12 protein-coding genes and 1 riboswitch are annotated in these 17501 nt (G+C 73.9%); of the genes, 6 read left to right on the top strand and 6 right to left on the bottom strand.

Annotated features, from left to right (window positions below; all coding sequences use genetic code 11):
* Nucleotides 1-118: 118 nt before the first annotated feature.
* The 3 genes from ACZ6C6_RS17915 to ACZ6C6_RS17905 are packed head-to-tail and all read right to left on the bottom strand — an operon-like array spanning nt 119 to nt 4811.
* Nucleotides 119-1327 (bottom strand): VWA domain-containing protein, encoded by a 1209-nt coding sequence (locus tag ACZ6C6_RS17915; RefSeq protein ID WP_469203746.1) that lies wholly within the window; start codon nt 1325-1327, stop codon nt 119-121.
* A complete protein-coding gene (locus ACZ6C6_RS17910; protein ID WP_469203744.1) occupies nt 1324-3702 on the bottom strand; it encodes a DUF5682 family protein in 2379 nt (792 codons plus the stop codon). The genes ACZ6C6_RS17915 and ACZ6C6_RS17910 overlap by 4 nt, the downstream gene beginning before the upstream one ends.
* A complete protein-coding gene (locus ACZ6C6_RS17905) occupies nt 3699-4811 on the bottom strand; it encodes an ATP-binding protein (RefSeq protein ID WP_365678416.1) in 1113 nt (370 codons plus the stop codon). The genes ACZ6C6_RS17910 and ACZ6C6_RS17905 overlap by 4 nt, the downstream gene beginning before the upstream one ends.
* Before the next feature lie 127 nt (nt 4812-4938).
* Between ACZ6C6_RS17905 and ACZ6C6_RS17900 the strand changes: the two genes are divergently transcribed.
* Entirely contained in the window at nt 4939-6468 is a 1530-nt protein-coding gene (locus ACZ6C6_RS17900; RefSeq protein WP_469203742.1) for an SWIM zinc finger family protein, read from the top strand.
* A 29-nt stretch (nt 6469-6497) separates the two neighbouring features.
* Nucleotides 6498-8147 carry a DUF5691 domain-containing protein gene (locus tag ACZ6C6_RS17895; RefSeq protein WP_469203740.1) on the top strand — a complete coding sequence of 550 codons (1650 nt, stop codon included), beginning with the start codon at nt 6498-6500 and terminating at the stop codon, nt 8145-8147.
* 434 nt (nt 8148-8581) lie between these two features.
* On the opposite strand, the gene ACZ6C6_RS17890 is transcribed toward ACZ6C6_RS17895, so the two are convergent.
* Nucleotides 8582-8995 carry a cobalamin B12-binding domain-containing protein gene (locus ACZ6C6_RS17890; protein ID WP_469203738.1) on the bottom strand — a complete coding sequence of 138 codons (414 nt, stop codon included), beginning with the start codon at nt 8993-8995 and terminating at the stop codon, nt 8582-8584.
* A 300-nt stretch (nt 8996-9295) separates the two neighbouring features.
* On the opposite strand from ACZ6C6_RS17890, the gene ACZ6C6_RS17885 reads away from it, so the two are divergent.
* Nucleotides 9296-10153 (top strand): esterase/lipase family protein, encoded by an 858-nt coding sequence (locus ACZ6C6_RS17885; protein ID WP_469203736.1) that lies wholly within the window; start codon nt 9296-9298, stop codon nt 10151-10153.
* A 198-nt stretch (nt 10154-10351) separates the two neighbouring features.
* Nucleotides 10352-11749 carry a M23 family metallopeptidase gene (locus ACZ6C6_RS17880; RefSeq protein ID WP_469203734.1) on the top strand — a complete coding sequence of 466 codons (1398 nt, stop codon included), beginning with the start codon at nt 10352-10354 and terminating at the stop codon, nt 11747-11749.
* 56 nt (nt 11750-11805) lie between these two features.
* On the opposite strand, the gene pcrA is transcribed toward ACZ6C6_RS17880, so the two are convergent.
* A complete protein-coding gene (gene pcrA / locus ACZ6C6_RS17875) occupies nt 11806-14244 on the bottom strand; it encodes a DNA helicase PcrA (protein ID WP_469203732.1) in 2439 nt (812 codons plus the stop codon).
* 161 nt (nt 14245-14405) lie between these two features.
* Nucleotides 14406-14557: riboswitch (cyclic di-AMP (ydaO/yuaA leader) on the top strand.
* Here pcrA and ACZ6C6_RS17870 point away from each other — a divergent pair.
* Entirely contained in the window at nt 14556-15722 is a 1167-nt protein-coding gene (locus ACZ6C6_RS17870) for a C40 family peptidase (protein ID WP_469203730.1), read from the top strand. (Overlaps the previous riboswitch by 2 nt.)
* Before the next feature lie 46 nt (nt 15723-15768).
* Here the strand turns inward: ACZ6C6_RS17870 and ACZ6C6_RS17865 are convergent, their stop codons facing one another.
* Complete coding sequence (locus tag ACZ6C6_RS17865; RefSeq protein ID WP_469203728.1) at nt 15769-16122, bottom strand: hypothetical protein; 354 nt, start codon at nt 16120-16122, stop codon at nt 15769-15771.
* A 308-nt stretch (nt 16123-16430) separates the two neighbouring features.
* On the opposite strand from ACZ6C6_RS17865, the gene ACZ6C6_RS17860 reads away from it, so the two are divergent.
* Nucleotides 16431-17477, top strand: coding sequence for a C40 family peptidase (locus ACZ6C6_RS17860; protein ID WP_469203726.1), 1047 nt, complete (start codon nt 16431-16433; stop codon nt 17475-17477).
* Nucleotides 17478-17501 lie beyond the last annotated feature (24 nt).

The raw sequence follows: 17501 nt of genomic DNA, 5'->3' as shown, positions 1-17501 counted from the left end.
TGCGGTGTCACTAGGAAGGCGCACACGGTGACCGGATACGCGGCATGTCCATCTCGCAGGTTATCCCCGAGGCCGGTGTGACCCTAAATCGCAGATCACACCTGGGCGGTGATTACGGTCACAGAATCCCACTGGTGGGGGCGTTCTCCGTATCCGGAACCGGCAGCGGGCGCTTCTCGATCGCGGCGGCCATGACGTCCGGGAAGAGGTCCGGCGTACAGGCGAAGGCGGGGGCCCCGAGGGCGGCCAGCGCCGCCGCGTGGTCGCGGTCGTAGGCCGGGGCGCCCTCGTCGGAGAGGGCGAGCAGCGTCACGAACTGCACCCCCGACGCCTTCATCGCGGCGACCCGCTTCAGCATCTCGTTGCGGATGCCGCCCTCGTACAGGTCGCTGATGAGCACGACGACGGTGTCGGCCGGGCGGGTGATCCGGGACTGGCAGTAGGCGAGGGCGCGGTTGATGTCGGTGCCGCCGCCGAGCTGGGTGCCGAACAGGACGTCCACGGGATCGTCCAGCTGGTCGGTGAGGTCGACCACCGCCGTGTCGAAGACGACCAGCCGGGTCCGGAGGGAGCGCATCGAGGCGAGCACGGCACCGAACACCGACGCGTAGACCACGGACGCGGCCATCGAGCCCGACTGGTCGATGCAGAGGATGACGTCCTTCTTCACGGACTGGGCGGCCCGGCCGTAGCCGATGAGCCGTTCGGGGACGATCGTGCCGGCGCCGTCCCGGCCGGGCAGCTCCAGGTAGTTCTTGAGGTTGGCCCGGATGGTCCGGTCCCAGTCGATGTCGTGGTGGCGGGGGCGGGTGACCTTCGCCGACCGGTCGAGCGCGCCGGTGAGGGTGGCCCGGGTGCGGGTGGTGAGCCGCTTCTCCAGCTGCTCGACCACCTTGCGGACCACGGCCCGGGCGGTCTCCTTCGTCGTCTCGGGCATGGCCTTGTTGAGCGAGAGCAGCGTGCCGACGAGGTGGACGTCGGCCTCGACGGCTTCCAGCATCTCCGGTTCGAGCAGGAGCGCGGAGAGGCCGAGGCGGTCGATGGCGTCGCGCTGCATGACCTGGACGACGGAGCTGGGGAAGTACGTCCGGATGTCGCCGAGCCAGCGGGCCACGGAGGGCGCGGAGGCTCCGAGTCCGGCGGAGCGCCCGCCGCCGCTCCGGCCGCCGGGCCGTCCCCCGCTCTCGTAGAGCGCGGTGAGCGCCTGGTCCATCGCGGCGTCGCGGCCGGTGAGCCGGCGCCCGGTGCTCTCTTCGCTGTCGGCGCCCAGCACCAGGCGCCAGCGGCGCAGCCGCTCGTCGTGGGCGGTGTCCGTGGTGGTCGTCATGCCGTCTCCCCCAGTGGTGTGTGGTCGTGGTGGGCGGGAGCCGTGGGCGCCGGGGCCTCGTCCAGGCCGAGGAGCAGGCGCAGGACCGGGACCACCGCGTCCGCGCGGGCCGCGTCCAGGACCGGGCCGAAGCCCGGGGCCGTCGCGTCCACGCCCGACGGGGAGCCGCCCCCCGTCGCCCCGGCGGGGGCCGGGCCGCGCCGGACGAGGTCGCCGAGGGTGCGCCGGACACCCGGTTCGTACGCGGAGAAGGTGCGCCGCAGCAGGGGCAGCACATCGGTGAACGTGTCGGCGGGGACTCCGGTGAGCCAGGAGTCGACCAGGGCGAGCAGCCGTTCGTCGTGGACGAGGAGCATGCCGCCGCCCGCCGCCCCGCCGACGAAGCCCTCGATCCAGGCGGCGGCGTCGGCCGGCGGGGTGCCCGGGGAGAGGGCGAGGCCCATCAGCCGGGCGGCGGCGTCCTGGTCGAGGTGGCCGTCGTCCAGGAGCAGGCGGGCCGCCCGGCCCCGGATGACGCCCGCGACCGTGTCCCGGACGGTGAGCTTGTGCAGCACCGCGCGCCACCGCGTCCGCAGCCCGTCCGCGCTCGAAGGGACGGCTCCGGCGAGGAGCCCGATCGCGGTGTGGACGCCGTCCACCTGACGGCGCAGCGCCTCCGCCCCGTCGGCGTCGAGCCCGGTGCAGGCGGGGGGCAGGCCCACGCAGATCCGTTCCGCGAGGCCGGCCGCGACCTCGCCGAGCGCGGTGGTGTCCGTGGCCCGGACGTCTCCGTAGCGCAGGGTGCGGGCGAGGGCGGGCAGGGCGTCCGCGAGGTGGCCGACGTCGGCGTCCAGCGCGGCGCGGTCGGCGAGGGCCCGCATCACGACCGGCAGGGCGTCCGGCAGATCGGCGAGCAGGCAGCGCTCGGCCAGCGCGGTCACGTCCGCGAGCGCGGTCGCGGCCAGGGCGTCGGACTCGGCGCGGGCGGTGGCGGCGGAGAGCACGGTGGTGCCCCAGACACCCGCCTCGGCGACGCGCACATACAGCTCGGGCTCCCAGCACAGCCGCCAGCTCTCCCGGAAGGTGCCGGTGCTCCCCCGCCCCGCGGCCGGTTCGCCCCAGCCGATACCGAGGACACGGAGCCGGTGCAGCAGGCGGCTGCGGGAGGCGTCGGTGTCCTTGCGCAGGTCGAGCTCGATCTCCCGCTCGTCGGCCTCCGGCTTCAGGCGCAGGGTGCGCTGCTGCCGGGTGAGGTCGCGCTGGAGGGGGACGGCGGGGGCCGTGTCGGGGACCTCGCCGAGCGCGGTACCGACGACGAGGCGGTCGTGGACGAGCGCGAGGGGCACGTCGGAGCCCTCGCACATGACGGCCCGGATCGCGTCGGTCGTCTCGCTCAGCCCGGCGAGCGGGCGGCCGCGCATCGCGGCGAGCGTCCCGGCGAGCCGGACGGCCTCGATGACGTGGGCGGACGAGACGAACCGGTCCTCGTCGCGCAGGAGCCCGGCGACCTTCGTCATCCACCGTTCGATGGGGCGGTCCTGGGCGTCGAAGAGGTGCTCGTACCAGCCGGGCGACTCGATGCCCGCGCCGTAACCGCTGTGCCGGGCGAGCCTGCGGTGGGTCCAGGGCACCCAGGTCAGTTCGGCCTTGGCCTTGGGCAGGCCCTTGAGCAGGGCCCGGTCGGCGGTGAGCGTCGTCCGCGTACGCAGGGCGGGGACGTGCCAGGCGCCGCAGATCACGGCGAACTCCTCGCCGAACTCCTTGGCGGCCGTACGGATCTGGATGCGCATGTACGCCTCCCGCACCGCGTCCCTGGGGTGCCCGCCGTCGCCGTACGCCTCGCGGAGCGCGGTCATCGCCTCGCCGAGCGCGGCGAACGCGTCGAGCGGTCCGGCCGCCGCGGCGCTGCCGGGGACGCGGTGCTCGACCACGTCCTCCCACCAGCGCTCGGGGTCGTCGTACCCGGCGGTCTCGGCGAGCACCCGGATCGGATCGACGGGAACGGGCCGCTCGGCCGGCTCCTCCCCGGGGGCGTCCTCGTCGCGGTCCGCGTCGGCCTCCATGGCCAGCGAGTGCGCGGCGGGCAGGTCGATGAAGCGGACGGGCACGTCCCGGGCCAGGGCCCAGCGGATCGCGACCCACTCGGGCGAGAACGCGGCGAACGGCCAGAACGCCGCCCGGCCGGGGTCGTCCACCGCGTGGGCGAGCAGGGCGACCGGGGGCCGCATCTCCTCGTCGGCCGCGAGCGGCAGCAGCGCGTCGCCCTCGGGCGGGCCCTCGATGAGGACCGCCCGGGGGTTCGCCGTGTCGAGGGCGGCGCGGACGGCGCGGGCCGAGCCGGGGCCGTGGTGCCGCACCCCCAGCAGCAGCGGTCCCGCTCCGCGGGTGCCGGTCATGCGGACGCCTCCCGGCAGGCGCGGTAGAAGTCCTTCCAGCCGTCCCGCTCGCGCACCACGGTCTCCAGGTACTCCTGCCAGATGACCCGGTCCGCCGCCGGGTCGCGGACGACGGCGCCGAGGATGCCGGCCGCGACGTCCCCGGGCCGGAGCACGCCGTCCCCGAAGTGGGCGGCGAGCGCGAGGCCGTTGGTGACGACGGAGATGGCCTCGGCCGTGGAGAGCGTCCCGGAGGGGGACTTGAGCTTGGTGCGGCCGTCGGTGGTGACGCCGTCGCGCAGTTCGCGGAAGACCGTGACGACTCGTCGGATCTCGGCGAGGCCGTCGGGCGCGGGCGGCAGGTCGAGCGAGCGGCCGACCTGGTCGACGCGGCGGGAGACGATGTCGACCTCCGCCTCCGGGGTGGCGGGCAGCGGCAGGACCACGGTGTTGAACCGGCGGCGCAGCGCGCTGGACAGCTCGTTGACGCCACGGTCGCGGTCGTTGGCGGTCGCGATGACGTTGAACCCGCGCACCGCCTGGACCTCCTGTCCCAGCTCGGGCAGCGGGAGGGTCTTCTCGGAGAGGATCGTGATCAGCGAGTCCTGCACATCGGCGGGGATGCGGGTCAGTTCCTCGATGCGGGCGGTCATGCCCTGGGACATGGCGCGCATCAGCGGGCTGGGCACGAGCGCGTCCCGGCTGGGGCCGTTGGCGAGCAGCTGCGCGTAGTTCCACCCGTAGCGGACGGCCTCTTCCGGGGTGCCCGCGGTGCCCTGGACGAGCAGCGTCGAGTCACCGCTGACGGCGGCGGCCAGGTGCTCGGAGACCCAGGTCTTGGCGGTGCCGGGGACGCCGAGGAGCAGCAGCGCCCGGTCGGTGGCGAGCGTGGTGACGGCGACCTCGACGAGGCGGCGCGGACCCACGTATTTGGGCGTGATGACGGTGCCGTCGGGCAGCGTGCCGCCGAGCAGATACGTCGCGACGGCCCAGGGCGACAGGCGCCAGCGCTCGGGCCTGGGGCGGTCGTCGGCTGCCGCGAGCGCCTTCAGCTCGTCGGCGAAGGCGTCCTCGGCATGCGGGCGCAGAGCCTCGCCTGTGCTCGCCTGGGTGGTTTCGGACACGGTCATGGATCCCCCTCCGGATCGGTCGCCAAGTCGGTCGGCCGGATGTGGTTCCACCGTGCACCATGGCACTGACAATCGGCCTTCGCGCAGGTCAGAGCGATTGTCAGTGGGGCCACCTAACGTCGTTGGCATGCTGCTGACTGACGGGGGAGAACCCTTGGGCGCCGCTGCCTCGGCCGCGCGCTGGACGGTGGAGCAGGTGCTGGCCCTGGCTCCTGACGACGCCTCACGCAAGGCGGGGAACAAGCTCGGTGCGGCCGGCTCCTGGTCGGAGACCGGGTGCGGGGCGACGGGTGCGGTGTGGGGGCTGTGCAAGGGGAGCGGGAGCAAGCCGTACCGGACGGTGGTCGACACCAATGGCCCCGCGTACAAGTGCAGTTGCCCCAGCCGGAAGTTCCCGTGCAAGCACGCACTGGGGCTGTTGCTGCTCCGCGCGGCCGACGACGCGGCGGTGCCCGCCGGGTCGCCGCCGGACTGGGCTGAGGAATGGCTGGCCGGCCGCCGCGCCCGCGTGGAGGCGAAGGCGCGGCCCGCCGGGGGCGAGGGGGCGGCGGGACCCGCCGATCCGGAGGCCGCGCGCAAGCGGGCGGAGAAGCGCGCCGAGCGGATCGGGGGCGGTGCGCGGGAGCTGGAGCAGCGGCTGACCGACCTGTTGCGGGGCGGCCTCGCGGCGGCCGAGCAGTCGGGGTACGGGCTGTGGGAGGAGACGGCGGCCCGCATGGTCGACGCGCAGGCGCCCGGTCTCGCGGGCCGGGTGCGGGAGCTGGGTGCCGTTCCGGCGTCCGGCCCGGGCTGGCCGGTGCGGCTCCTGGAGGAGTGCGCGCTGCTCCATCTGCTGGACACGGCCTGGCTGGGCCGCGACCGGCTGCCGCCCGCGCTCGCGGCCACGGTGCGCACGCGGGTGGGGCTGCCGGCGTCCCCGGAGGGCCCGCCGGTCCGCGACCGCTGGCTGGTCCTCGCCCAGTACGACACCCCCGAGGGCAAGATCGTCGCCCGCCGCATCTGGCTGTACGGGGTGGAGTCGGGGCGCACGGCGCTGCTGCTGTCCTTCGGGGCGGCCGGCCGCTCCCCCGCCCAGGCCCTGCCCGTGGGCGTCACGATCGACGCTGTGCTGACGCCCCATCCGGGGTCCGGGCAGCTCCGGGCCGAGCTGGGCGAACGCTTCGCCGCGCCCGCGCCCGCCGTTACGCCTCCGCCGGGTGTCACGGTCTCCGAGGCGATCGCCGCGTACGGGCGGGCCCTGACCGACGACCCGTGGGCGGAGTCCTGGCCGGTGACCTTGCGCGACGTCGTACCGGCGCCGTCCCCGGACGGCTGGCAACTGGTGGACGCGGAGGGCCGGGAGGCCCTGCCTGTGACGCCCGCCGCGCTGAACCGCCCGTCGCTCTGGAAGCTCGTCGCGGTCTCGGGCGGCGCCCCGCTCACGGTCTTCGGTGAGTGCGGCCACCGGGGCTTCGACCCGCTGGCGGCGTGGGCGGCGGGGGCCGTGGCGGGCGGGGCGGTGGTGGCCGGGCCCGCGAGCCGGGGGCCCTCCGGGGCGTCCGCCGAGGGTGGGGCCGCCGCGCCCACGGCCGCCGCCGCCTCGCTCTCGCGGGCCGGGGCCGGCGTATCCGTGCCGGCCGCCCCGCCCGGCGGCTTCGAGACCGTCACGCTCATCTGACTCCGTAGTCCGGCTCCCGAGGAGGGGCGATGTCCCGTACGACCACACCAGCCGCCACCCCCGCAGTCGCCGCACAGGCGGCGCCCGTGCCCTGGGAGGAGCTGGTCACCTCGGCTCTGCTCGGCACGGACCGCCGGCCGCCCGAGGGCGTCCCCGGCGCCGGTCCGGACGGTGCGGCCGCCGCGCTGCTGGACGCCGCCGCGCTGCACACCGTGCGGCGGCGCGCGGGGCTGCTGCCCGCCGCCGCGTTCCCGCGCCCCGCCGCGGCGCCCGACGACCCCCGGCCGCCCCTGCCCGAAGCGGCCCGCGGCCGGCTGGCCCAGCTCCTGGCGGACCGGGCGGCGGGCTCCGGCGGCAGGCGGGGCGCGGCCCCGGACCTGACGGAGCTGATCCCGCAGTGGCTGGCCACCGCCAACCTGCACGGCTACCGGGCGCCGGACTCCGCACTGCCCGCCCTGCTGGACGCGGCCCGGGCCCGCACCGATCTGCGCCCGCAGACCCTGGAGTTCGCCGGGCCGCGCGGCCTGTGGCTGGCCGGGCTGAACCCGGAGTGGAAGTTCGCGCTGCGCGGGGCCTCCGGCAGCGCGCTGCTGCCCTCGCCGGACGACGCGGAGGCGGTGCGCCGACTGTGGGAGGAGGGGCTGTTCGCGGAGCGGATCGCGCTGCTCGGGGCCGTCCGGGCGCATGACCCGCAGGCCGCCCGCGTGCTGCTGGCCACCACGTGGAAGACGGAACGGGCCGAGGACCGGCTGATGTTCGTGGACTCGCTGCGCACCGGGCTGTCCGCCGACGACGAGGAGTTCCTGGAGCGGGCGCTCGCGGACCGCAGCCGCAATGTCCGGGCGACGGCGGCCGAGTTGCTGTCCGCGCTGCCCGGTTCGGCGCTGGCCCGGCGGATGGCGGACCGGGCACTGTCCTGTGTGAGCCCGGGGCTCACCGGCGACGAGCCGTTCGTCGCGGTGGAGGCGCCGCACGAGTGCGACGAGGCGATGCAGCGGGACGGAGTGGTGCCGATCCCGCCGTCCGGCCGGGGCGAACGGTCCTGGTGGCTGGGCCAGTTGGTGGAGGCGACCCCGCTCTCCGTCTGGCCCGCGCGGTTCGGCGGGCGCGACGGGGCGGAGATCGTGGGCCTGCCCGTGGCGGACGGCTGGGGCGAGGAGCTGCACGCGGCCTGGTGCCGGGCGGCCGTGCGGCAGCGCGATGCCGCGTGGGCGCGGGCGTTGCTGGGTCCGCCGTCGACGCCCCCGTCGAACGGCCCCGGTACGGCGTCGCTCGCCGAGCGGGCGAAGCTCCTGGCGGTGCTGCCTCCGGAGGAGCGGGCCGTGTGGGTGGCGGATTTCGTCGCCGCGCACGGTTTGTCGGAGGCGTTCCAGCTGCTGGGGGTCTGCCCGGTCCCGTGGGCGCCGCCGCTCGGCCGGGCCGTGGTCGACGCGCTCGACATCGCGAGGGACGCGGGCAGTTATCCGTGGAGCTTCAGCGGTGTCATGGGACTCGCCGAACGCTGCCTCGACCCGGCGGAGGCGGCCCGCCTGGAGGTCCTGACGACGACCCCGGCCGAGCCGGCGGACGCCTCCCCCGGCGCCAACGGCTACTGGACGGAGGCGTTCCAACGCCTGGTCTCCACGCTGCGCCTGCGCGCCACGATGGACAGCGAGCTGTCCGGGGCCCCGATGCGGTGACCCCGGGCCGCCCGGCCCGCTGGGCGCGGACCGAAGCCTCCCGGGCGCCCACGCCCGCACCGGCTCCGCCCGGGCGCGGAGCCGACGCGGGCCGCCCCGCGAGTGCGCGGGTCGCCCAAAGGGGGACGGCTGCGGAACGGCCGCCCAGCGGGCCCGGTCGCGGGAGGGCGGCGCCGAAACGGGCCGCCCGCCCGGCGCGGCAAGCGCGGAGGCCGCGGCCCGGGGTGCCCGGCGCCCGCCCGGCCCAGGTCCGGCGTCACACGTCGCGGGCGCTCTCCGGGCCTGCCCGCCGCAGCGGCAGACGGCCCGCCCGCCGGCGCACAGCCCGCCCGGCCGCCCCGGCCCGCAGCGCCCACGGACCGGGTCACCCCGGACCCCGACGCCTCCGGACCTCGGCGCCTCCGGACCCCGGCGCCTCCGGCGCCCCAGGCGCCCTACGCCTCCGCGGTCTGGCGGACGTTCGCGTTGACCCAGTCGACGATCGCCGTCGTCGTCGCGCCCGGGGTGAAGATCTCGGCGACGCCCTGGTCCTTCAGAGGGGCGATGTCGGCCTCCGGGATGATGCCGCCGCCGAAGACCTTGATGTCCGCCGCGTCGCGCTCCTTGAGGAGTGCGATCACCTTGGCGAAGAGCGTGTTGTGCGCGCCGGAGAGGATCGAGAGGCCGATCGCGTCGGCGTCCTCCTGGATCGCCGTGTCCACGATCTGCTCGGGCGTCTGGTGCAGGCCGGTGTAGATGACCTCCATACCCGCGTCGCGCAGCGCCCGCGCGATCACCTTCGCCCCGCGGTCATGGCCGTCGAGGCCCGGCTTGGCCACCACCACACGGATCGGACCGGTCACACCCATCACTGCCTCCACATGCGTCTCCCGTGCCTGAAGGGCCGGGGATGTGAACGAACGTTATCCACAGCATCCCGCAAGCCGCCGTTTCGCGGTGCGCCGGGAGGGGGAAATCACACATGGGACATTGTTCACGGGCACCGACCCGCCCCCCGGCGGCTTCGCCGGGCGGGGCCGGGCGCCCGGGGAGCCGCACCGGGTCGCCGTATCACCGCGCCGTCAGCCGCACGGCACGGTGGTACGGGCCTCCCTCCGCACGGGCCGCGGTCCGCCGGCGCGGCGCCCGCCCGGAGCAGGAGGCCGACCATGAAGACCCCCAGCCTGCCGTTCCCCGCCCCCCAGGCCGCACTGCTGAGGGCGACCGCCCTGGAGTTCGTCGTGCTCGCCGGGCATGCCTTGCTGTATCCGACCGGGATCGCCGGTGAGCGCCACCCCGCCCGGCCTCAGGCGGAGGAGGACGCCGAGCCCGCCCGCGCCACGGACATCGCGCCCGCCGACCGGCCGCCCGTCGTCTTTCTTCACGGTTTCATCGACAACCGCTCCGTCTTCGTCCTGCTGCGCCGCTCCCTGGCCCGGCACGGTTGGCTCCATCTGGAGTCGCTCAACTACTCCCCGCTGACCAGCGACATCCGTACGGCCGCCGAGCTGCTGGACCGGCACATCGAGGAGATCTGCGCCCGCACCGGCCACCACCGGGTCGACATCGTGGGCCACAGCCTCGGCGGCCTCATCGCGCGCTATTACGTGCAGCGGCTGGCCGGTGACCGCCGGGTGCGGACCCTCGTCACGCTGGGCACACCGCACTCCGGGACCGCCGTCGCCCCGCTGGCGGGGGCGCTGCCCATCGTGCGGCAGATGCGCGAGGGCTCGGCCCCCGTCGAGGAGCTGCGGCTGCCCGCGCCCGGCTGCCGCACCCGGTTCGTCAGCTTCTGGAGCGAACTCGACCGGGTGATCGTCCCCGCCGAGGCGGCCTGCGTCGACCACCCGGACCTGGACGCGGTCAACGTACGCGTCACCGGCATCGGCCACCTCGCCCTGCCGGTGCACCCGGCCGTCGCGGCGGCCGTGCGGCAGGCGCTGGACGAGGCGGAGCCCGCCCCGGAGGCCCCCGGCAGCGCGCCAGGATCCGAGCCCGGAACCACCCGCGCCACCCCCGCCGCCTAAACCGAACAAACTTCGAACATAGAGCCAAGGCTCTGTGGGGGCACCGCCGAAAGACGGCCGATTGCCCGTTTTCCCGCGCGCCCCGGCGCCGTCGAAGATTGTCGACTGCGGATACCGCCGGGTACAGTCGCCGCCAGTTCTCCCGGGGTCCCCACGCCCCCGGAACCTGGTCCTGCTGCCGAGGCGAGAGAGAAGTTGGTGAACGACCAGCACCCCCACGCCGGGTATGCCGGATACGACGGCTACTCCACAGGCAGCTTCGAGACGGGCAGCTTCGAGACGGACCCGCTCTTCGGCTCCCTGCCCGGCACCGGCGTCACCTACGACGGCGCCTACGACGCCTCGTACGACACCTCGCAGGGCTACGGCATCCCGTACACCGGCGGTGAGACCGGATACGGCGGCGCGTACGCCACCACCCAGTGGGACACCGGTGCCCACCACGGCTACCAGGCCCAGCAGCACCCGCAGTACGACACCGCCACGGCCTGGGTGCCGGCAGACGGCTACGACTCCGGTCAGTGGGACACCACCACCTGGACCGCCGCCGCGACCGCGTGGCCCTCGGACGACACGGGGACGTACGACACCGGCGTGTACGACGCCACCGCCTGGAACACCGACGCCACGCCCGGGCACGAAGAGCAAAATGTGCAAAGCCCGGCCGCCTCGAACGAAGCCGAACAGGCCGCCCCCTCGGAGACGTACGAGAGCTACGAGACCTACGACTCGTACGAGCACGGCGACTACGACCCGTACGAGCCCCACCGCCGCGCCGCCGACGACGTCGAGCCGGACGAGGCCGCCGAGCCCCACCCCGATCTCGCCCCCGCCGCGCCCCGCCGGGGCGGACGCAGCCGCAGGCGTTCCCCCGCGAAGCGCTCCGCACTCCTCACCGTCGCTGTTCCCTCCGCCTGCGTGATGAGCGTGGCCGGGATCGCCGCCGCCTCCGTGAGCGGCATGGGCGACGGTGAGACGAAGAAGGACGCGACGACCACCATGGCCGCCGCCGACCCCGGCACGGTCAAGCCGGTCGCGGCCAACAACAAGCTGGACAACCAGCTCGCCAGCCTCAGCGCCGACGCCGAGAACTTCGCGGACCGCGCCAGCCGCACCCAGGAACGCATCGACCTGAAGGAGCGGCAGGCCGCCGAGAAGAAGAAGCGCGAGGCGGAGGCCGCCCGCAAGGAGGCCCTGCGCCCCAAGTTCGTGCTGCCGGTCAAGCAGCACGGGCTGAGCGCCTACTTCGGGCAGGCGGGCGTCAACTGGATGTCCGTGCACACGGGCATCGACTTCCCCGTCCAGTACGGCACCCCGGTGATGGCGGCGACCGACGGCACGGTCCGTACGCAGTACAACAGCGCCTACGGCAACATGGCCATCGTGACCATGGCCGACGGCACGGAGACCTGGTACTGCCACCTCAGCAGCACCCGTATCCGCTCGGGCCCGGTCAAGGCCGGTGACGTCATCGCGTACTCCGGGAGCTCCGGGAACTCGACCGGCCCGCACATGCACTTCGAGGTGCGTCCGGGCGGCGGCGCGGCGATCGACCCGCTGCCGTGGCTGCGCGGTCACGGGGTCAACCCGACCTGAGCGGACGGAAACGAGCGGCGGCCGGGGCCTCGGGGGCTCCGGCCGCCGCTCGTTCCTCAGAGCTTCTGCACCGGCGCGTACCGCAGGAGCAGCTTCTTGGGGCGGTCGTCGCCGAAGTCGACCGTGGCCTTCGCCTGGTCGCCGACGCCCTCGACCGCCGTCACCGTGCCCAGGCCGAACTGGTCGTGCGTGACCCGGTCGCCCGCCACCAGCGTGATCGTCGGCTTGTCCGAGGTCCGCCGGGTCGCGAAGCCGGAGGGGCCGGAGCGGGCGCGGGAGGCGGAGAGCGACGAGGTGATCCCCGAGGTGGGGCCCGCCGGGGCGGCCATCGGGCCCTTCCGCTTCCAGTCGAGGTGCTGGTCCGGGATCTCCTCCAGGAACCGCGACGGCGGGTTGTACGAGGGCTGGCCCCAGGCGCTGCGCATGGCGGCCCGGGTCAGATACAGCCGCTCGCGGGCGCGGGTGATGCCGACGTACGCGAGGCGGCGCTCCTCCTCCAGCTCCTTGACCTGGCCGAGCGCCCGCATGTGCGGGAAGACGCCGTCCTCCATGCCGGTCAGGAAGACGACCGGGAATTCGAGGCCCTTCGCGGTGTGCAGGGTCATCAGCGTGATGACGCCGGAGCCGTCGGTGTCCTCGTCGGGGATCTGGTCGGAGTCGGCGACGAGCGCGACCTGCTCCAGGAACTCCGCGAGCGTGCCCGCGCCCTCCTCCTCGCCCCGGTCCTGCTCGAATTCGAGGGCGACGGCGGCGAGCTCCTGGAGGTTCTCGATGCGGGTCTCGTCCTGCGGGTCGGTGGAGGCCTGGAGCTCGGCGAGATAGCCCGTACGCTCCAGGACCGCTTCCAGCACCACGGCGGGGCCAGCACCGGACTCCACGACGGTGCGCAGCTCCTCCATCAGCGTGTTGAACCGCTTCACGGCGTTGGCGGAGCGGGCGGCCATGCCGTACGCCTCGTCCACGCGGCGCAGCGCCTGCGGGAAGGTGATCCTCTCGCGCAGCGAGAGCGCGTCGATCATGGCCTCGGCGCGCTCGCCGATGCCGCGCTTGGGCACGTTGAGGATGCGGCGGAGCGGGACGGTGTCCTCGGGGTTGGCGAGGACCCGCAGGTAGGCCAGGACGTCCCGGACCTCCTTGCGCTCGTAGAAGCGCACGCCGCCGACGACCTTGTAGGGCAGGCCGACGCGGATGAAGATCTCCTCGAAGACACGGGACTGCGCGTTCGTCCGGTAGAAGACGGCCACGTCGCCGGCCTTCGCGTCCCCCGCGTCGGTGAGGCGGTCGATCTCCTCGGCGACGAACTGCGCCTCGTCGTGCTCGGTGTCCGCGACGTAGCCCGTGATGCGGGCGCCGGTGCCGGCGTTGGTCCAGAGGTTCTTGGGACGGCGGCTCTCGTTGCGCTCGATGACCGCGTTGGCGGCGGACAGGATCGTCTGGGTGGAGCGGTAGTTCTGCTCCAGCAGGATCGTCGTCGCGTCCGGGTAGTCCTCCTCGAACTGGAGGATGTTGCGGATGGTCGCGCCCCGGAAGGCGTAGATCGACTGGTCCGCGTCACCCACGACGCACAGCTCGGCGGGGGCGTTCTCCGGACCGGCCGGGCCGACCAGCTCGCGTACCAGCGTGTACTGGGCGTGGTTGGTGTCCTGGTACTCGTCGACGAGGACGTGCCGGAAGCGGCGGCGGTAGTGCTCGGCGACGTCCGGGAACGCCTGGAGCAGGTGGACCGTCGTCATGATGATGTCGTCGAAGTCCAGCGCGTTGGCCTCGCGCAGCCGGGCCTGGTACATCGCGTACGCCTGGGCCAGGGTCTTCTCGAAGCCGTCGGCCGCCTGCCCGGCGAAGGTCTCCTCGTCGATGAGCTCGTTCTTGAGGTTGGAGACCTTGGCGGTGAAGGACTTCGGCGGGTAGCGCTTCGGGTCCAGCTCCAGGTCGCGGCAGACCAGGGCCATGAGCCGCTTGGAGTCGGCCGCGTCGTAGATCGAGAACGAGGACGTGAAGCCGAGCTTCTTGGACTCGCGGCGCAGGATGCGGACGCAGGCGCTGTGGAAGGTCATGACCCACATCGCGTGGGCCCGGGGCCCGACCAGCTGCTCGACGCGCTCCTTCATCTCGCCGGCGGCCTTGTTGGTGAAGGTGATCGCCAGGATCTGGCCCGGGTGGACGCCCCGCTCGGCCAGCAGGTGGGCGATGCGGTGGGTGAGCACCCGGGTCTTGCCGGAGCCGGCGCCCGCGACGATGAGCAGGGGTGACCCGGCGTGCACGACGGCGGCGCGCTGCTCGGTGTTCAGCCCGTCGAGCAGCGCCTCGGGGTCGATGACGGGGCGGTGCGCACCGTCGCGGTAGTACGCGTCCCGGGGCGGCGGGGGCCCGTCGAACACGCCCGCGAAAAGGTCCTCCGGCACCGCTTCGGGTGCGGAGTCCTCGGGGGGCGGCGGGGGCGCGTCCTCCTCCTGCTGGAGGCCGGCCAGGAAACTGTCGTCAAAGAGGCTGCTCATCGCTGTCCGAGTCTAAAGCTCTCCACTGACAGAGAGCCCCGCTCCCAAAAGGTCACGGAAATGTATCGGGCATATCGCACACCAACCTTCACAGCGGCCCCATGCGTTGGCTAGCGTGCACGTTCGGACGGCCCGTACCCCCAGAGGCGACCTACGCCGAGCGGGCCGCCGCGCCGAATCCGGGCCCGCCCGGAACCGGGGACCCACACGCAGCACCGGGGTGAATCGGTCCTTCCCCCACGGGACCGTAGGGCAGCCTTCCGTTCCGCCCGAACCCGACAGCTAACCCGGTAGGCGGTCCACGGAAGGAGATGCCGGCCTTGGCGTCGCATCGCAAACCGCGCACCCGGGTGCGCTCCACCGTCCCCGCTGTCGGGCTGACCTCGGCCGCGCTGGCCTCGGTGACCCTGCTGTCCTCGCAGAGCGCGATGGCCGCGCCCACGCCGAAGCCGAGCATCAAGGAAGTCCAGAAGAGGGTGGACGACCTCTACCGGCAGGCCGGCAGCGCGACCCAGAAGTACAACCAGGCCAAGGAGGCCACGGACAAGCAGAAGTCCAAGGTCGACACGCTCCTGGACAACGTGGCCAAGCGCACCGAGAAGCTGAACGACGCCCGCAGGACCCTGGGCAACTACGCCGCCGCCCAGTACCGCAACGGCGGCCTCGCGCCGACCGCGACCTTCTTCCTGGCCGACGACCCGCAGTCGTTCTTCGACCAGACGCACCTCATGGACCGGATGGCCGAGCGCCAGCAGCAGGCGGTCACGGAGTTCCGTACGCAGCAGGCGAAGGCGTCCGAGCAGCGGGCCGCGGCCGTCGAGAGCCTGGAGACGCTGACCGAGTCGCAGGCCGCGCTGCGCACCAGCAAGCAGAACGTCCAGACGAAGCTGACCGAGGCCCGGACGCTGCTGTCGAAGCTGACCGCCGAGGAGAAGGCGCGGCTGGCGGAGCTGGAGCGCAAGAAGGAGGCGGAGGCCGAGCGCAAGGCCGCGGAGCTGGCGAAGAAGCAGGCCGCCGCCCGTAAGGAGGCCGAGCGGAAGGCCGAGGAGTCGGGCGGCAGCGGTACGGAGACGGGTTCGGGTTCGGGTTCGGGCACGGGCACGGGTACGGACTCCGGGAGCAGCGCCTCCACGAAGGCGGAGAAGGTTCTCGCGTTCGCCCGCGCCCAGATCGGCAAGCCGTACGTCTGGGGGGCGACCGGCCCCGCCTCGTACGACTGCTCGGGGCTGACGCAGGCGGCCTGGAAGGCGGCGGGCGTGGACATCCCGCGCACCACCTGGGACCAGGTGAACGTCGGGACGCGGATCGCCACGGCCGATCTGCAACCCGGTGACCTGGTGTTCTTCTACGACGACATCAGCCACGTCGGGATCTACAAGGGCGACGGGATGATGATCCACGCGCCGAAGCCCGGGGCGAATGTGCGCGAGGAGTCGATCTACTACATGCCGATCTACGGGAGTGTGCGCCCGGCCTGACCGGGGAGCAGGGCCGGCCCGCGCGGGGCCGGCCCGGCATGGCCGCTCAGGTCCAGAGCGTCGCGATGAAGATGTTCGCCAGGGTCAGCGCGCCGACCGCCGCGAAGGCCCCCTTCTCGACCTTCTCCTCGTCCCGCTTGACGTAGACGAGCCCCAGGATCACGACCAGGAACAGCAGCTTGATGCCGATCTTGACGTTGTTCACGGGGTGGTCGTCGGCCTGGTCCAGGCCGACCAGGGCGATGCCGGTCACGAGCATGGTCAGCGCGCCGTGCAGCATGCCGGGGACGAACCGGGCGGTGCCGGCCTTCATCGCCTTCATCTGGCCGAGGAAGCCGCCGAGCAGGGCGGCGATGCCGATGATGTGCAGGGCGACGACGAAATCGATGAGTACGCGCATGGTTCCGCACCCTAGAGCCCTCTCCCCGGACCGCTCCGGGCAGGGTGGGGCCTACGGACCGCTTGAATGATGAATGCACTTTTTGCCTGATTCTGTGACCCTTTTCCCGGTCACCCATGCGCCACGAGCGGTCATCCGGTGACAATGCCACGCCAAGAGCAGGCAATAGCGGTCATAACGACACCTTCCCGTGACCTCGGATTAGCGTCCCTTCCCGGTGGCCGTGGACCAGAACCGTCCTCGCCGGCCACCGGAGAATCCCGCCGGTAGACCCCGCCGGGCCGTCGCACGGAAGGACGCCCGCCCCCGTGGCAGCGCATCGCAAACCCAGGCAGCGCCTCACCACCGCCTCCGCGGCCCGCACCGCGGCGACCCTCGCCGTCGCCGGAGCCGCGACGGCCGCCGTGCTGCCGGGAGCCGCGCACGCGGACCCCGCGCCCACCGCCCGGCAGGTCAAGGCCCAGGTGGACCGGCTGTACCGGGAGGCGGAGGTCGCCACCGAGAAGTACAACGGCGCGAAGTCCGAGGCGACCGCCGCCGCGAAATCGGTCGACGCCCTGCGCGACGAGGCCGCCCGCAGGACCGCCCGCCTCAACACCGCCCGCGACGTGCTCGGCGCGTACGCCGCCGCGCAGTACCGCTCCGCCGGGATCGACCCCTCAGTGCAGCTGGCGCTCTCCTCCGACCCGGACCAGTACCTGCGTCGGGCCACCTACGCGGAGCGGGCCGGGGAGCGCCGGGCCGCCGAGGTGCGCTCGGTGCGCCGCCAGGTCGCGGAGATCGCCCAGGTGCGCGCCGAGGCGGCCGGGAAGCTCACCGAGCTGGCCTCCCGGCAGGCCGCCCTGAAGGAGCACCGGGCGACCGTCCGCGCCAAGCTGGCCGAGGCCCGTCGCCTCCTCGCCCGCCTCACCCCGGCCGAGCGCGCCTCCTACAACGCCTCCGAGGACGGGCGCGGGGCCGGTCACGCCGACCGCGGCGCCCCGCGCGCCGCCGTCGCCGCGCCCGACTCGCGCGCCGCCCAGGCGGTCGCCTTCGCATACGGCGCCCTGGGCAAGCCGTACGTGTGGGGCGCGACCGGGCCCAACTCCTTCGACTGTTCCGGGCTCACCCAGGCCGCCTGGCGCGCCGCCGGGGTGTCACTGCCCCGGACCACGTACACCCAGATCAACGCCGGGCAGCGGGTGCCGCGGTCCCAACTGGCCCCCGGGGACCTGGTGTTCTTCTACTCGGGCGTCAGCCACGTCGGCCTGTACATCGGGAACGGCCGGATGATCCACGCGCCGCGCCCCGGCGCCCCGGTCCGGATCGCGCCCATCGACGAAATGCCCTTCGCGGGGGCGACCCGGGTGGCATAGGCTCCGGGCCCTCGAACTCAACGG

It is taken from the genome of Streptomyces sp. NPDC041814 (assembly GCF_055590565.1).
Note: the sequence above shows the minus strand (reverse complement) of the source record. Positions and strands in the feature narration are given on the sequence as shown.

What these genes read in the sequence shown, in the direction of transcription:
- ACZ6C6_RS17890 (WP_469203738.1), bottom strand. Translation starts at nt 8,995, where the DNA reads ATGGGTGTGACCGGTCCGATCCGTGTGGTGGTGGCCAAGCCGGGCCTC.
- ACZ6C6_RS17885 (WP_469203736.1), top strand. Translation starts at nt 9,296, where the DNA reads ATGAAGACCCCCAGCCTGCCGTTCCCCGCCCCCCAGGCCGCACTGCTG.
- ACZ6C6_RS17870 (WP_469203730.1), top strand. Translation starts at nt 14,556, where the DNA reads ATGCCGGCCTTGGCGTCGCATCGCAAACCGCGCACCCGGGTGCGCTCC.
- ACZ6C6_RS17915 (WP_469203746.1), bottom strand. Translation starts at nt 1,327, where the DNA reads ATGACGACCACCACGGACACCGCCCACGACGAGCGGCTGCGCCGCTGG.
- ACZ6C6_RS17900 (WP_469203742.1), top strand. Translation starts at nt 4,939, where the DNA reads ATGCTGCTGACTGACGGGGGAGAACCCTTGGGCGCCGCTGCCTCGGCC.
- pcrA (WP_469203732.1), bottom strand. Translation starts at nt 14,244, where the DNA reads ATGAGCAGCCTCTTTGACGACAGTTTCCTGGCCGGCCTCCAGCAGGAG.
- ACZ6C6_RS17905 (WP_365678416.1), bottom strand. Translation starts at nt 4,811, where the DNA reads ATGACCGTGTCCGAAACCACCCAGGCGAGCACAGGCGAGGCTCTGCGC.
- ACZ6C6_RS17865 (WP_469203728.1), bottom strand. Translation starts at nt 16,122, where the DNA reads ATGCGCGTACTCATCGATTTCGTCGTCGCCCTGCACATCATCGGCATC.
- ACZ6C6_RS17895 (WP_469203740.1), top strand. Translation starts at nt 6,498, where the DNA reads ATGTCCCGTACGACCACACCAGCCGCCACCCCCGCAGTCGCCGCACAG.
- ACZ6C6_RS17910 (WP_469203744.1), bottom strand. Translation starts at nt 3,702, where the DNA reads ATGACCGGCACCCGCGGAGCGGGACCGCTGCTGCTGGGGGTGCGGCAC.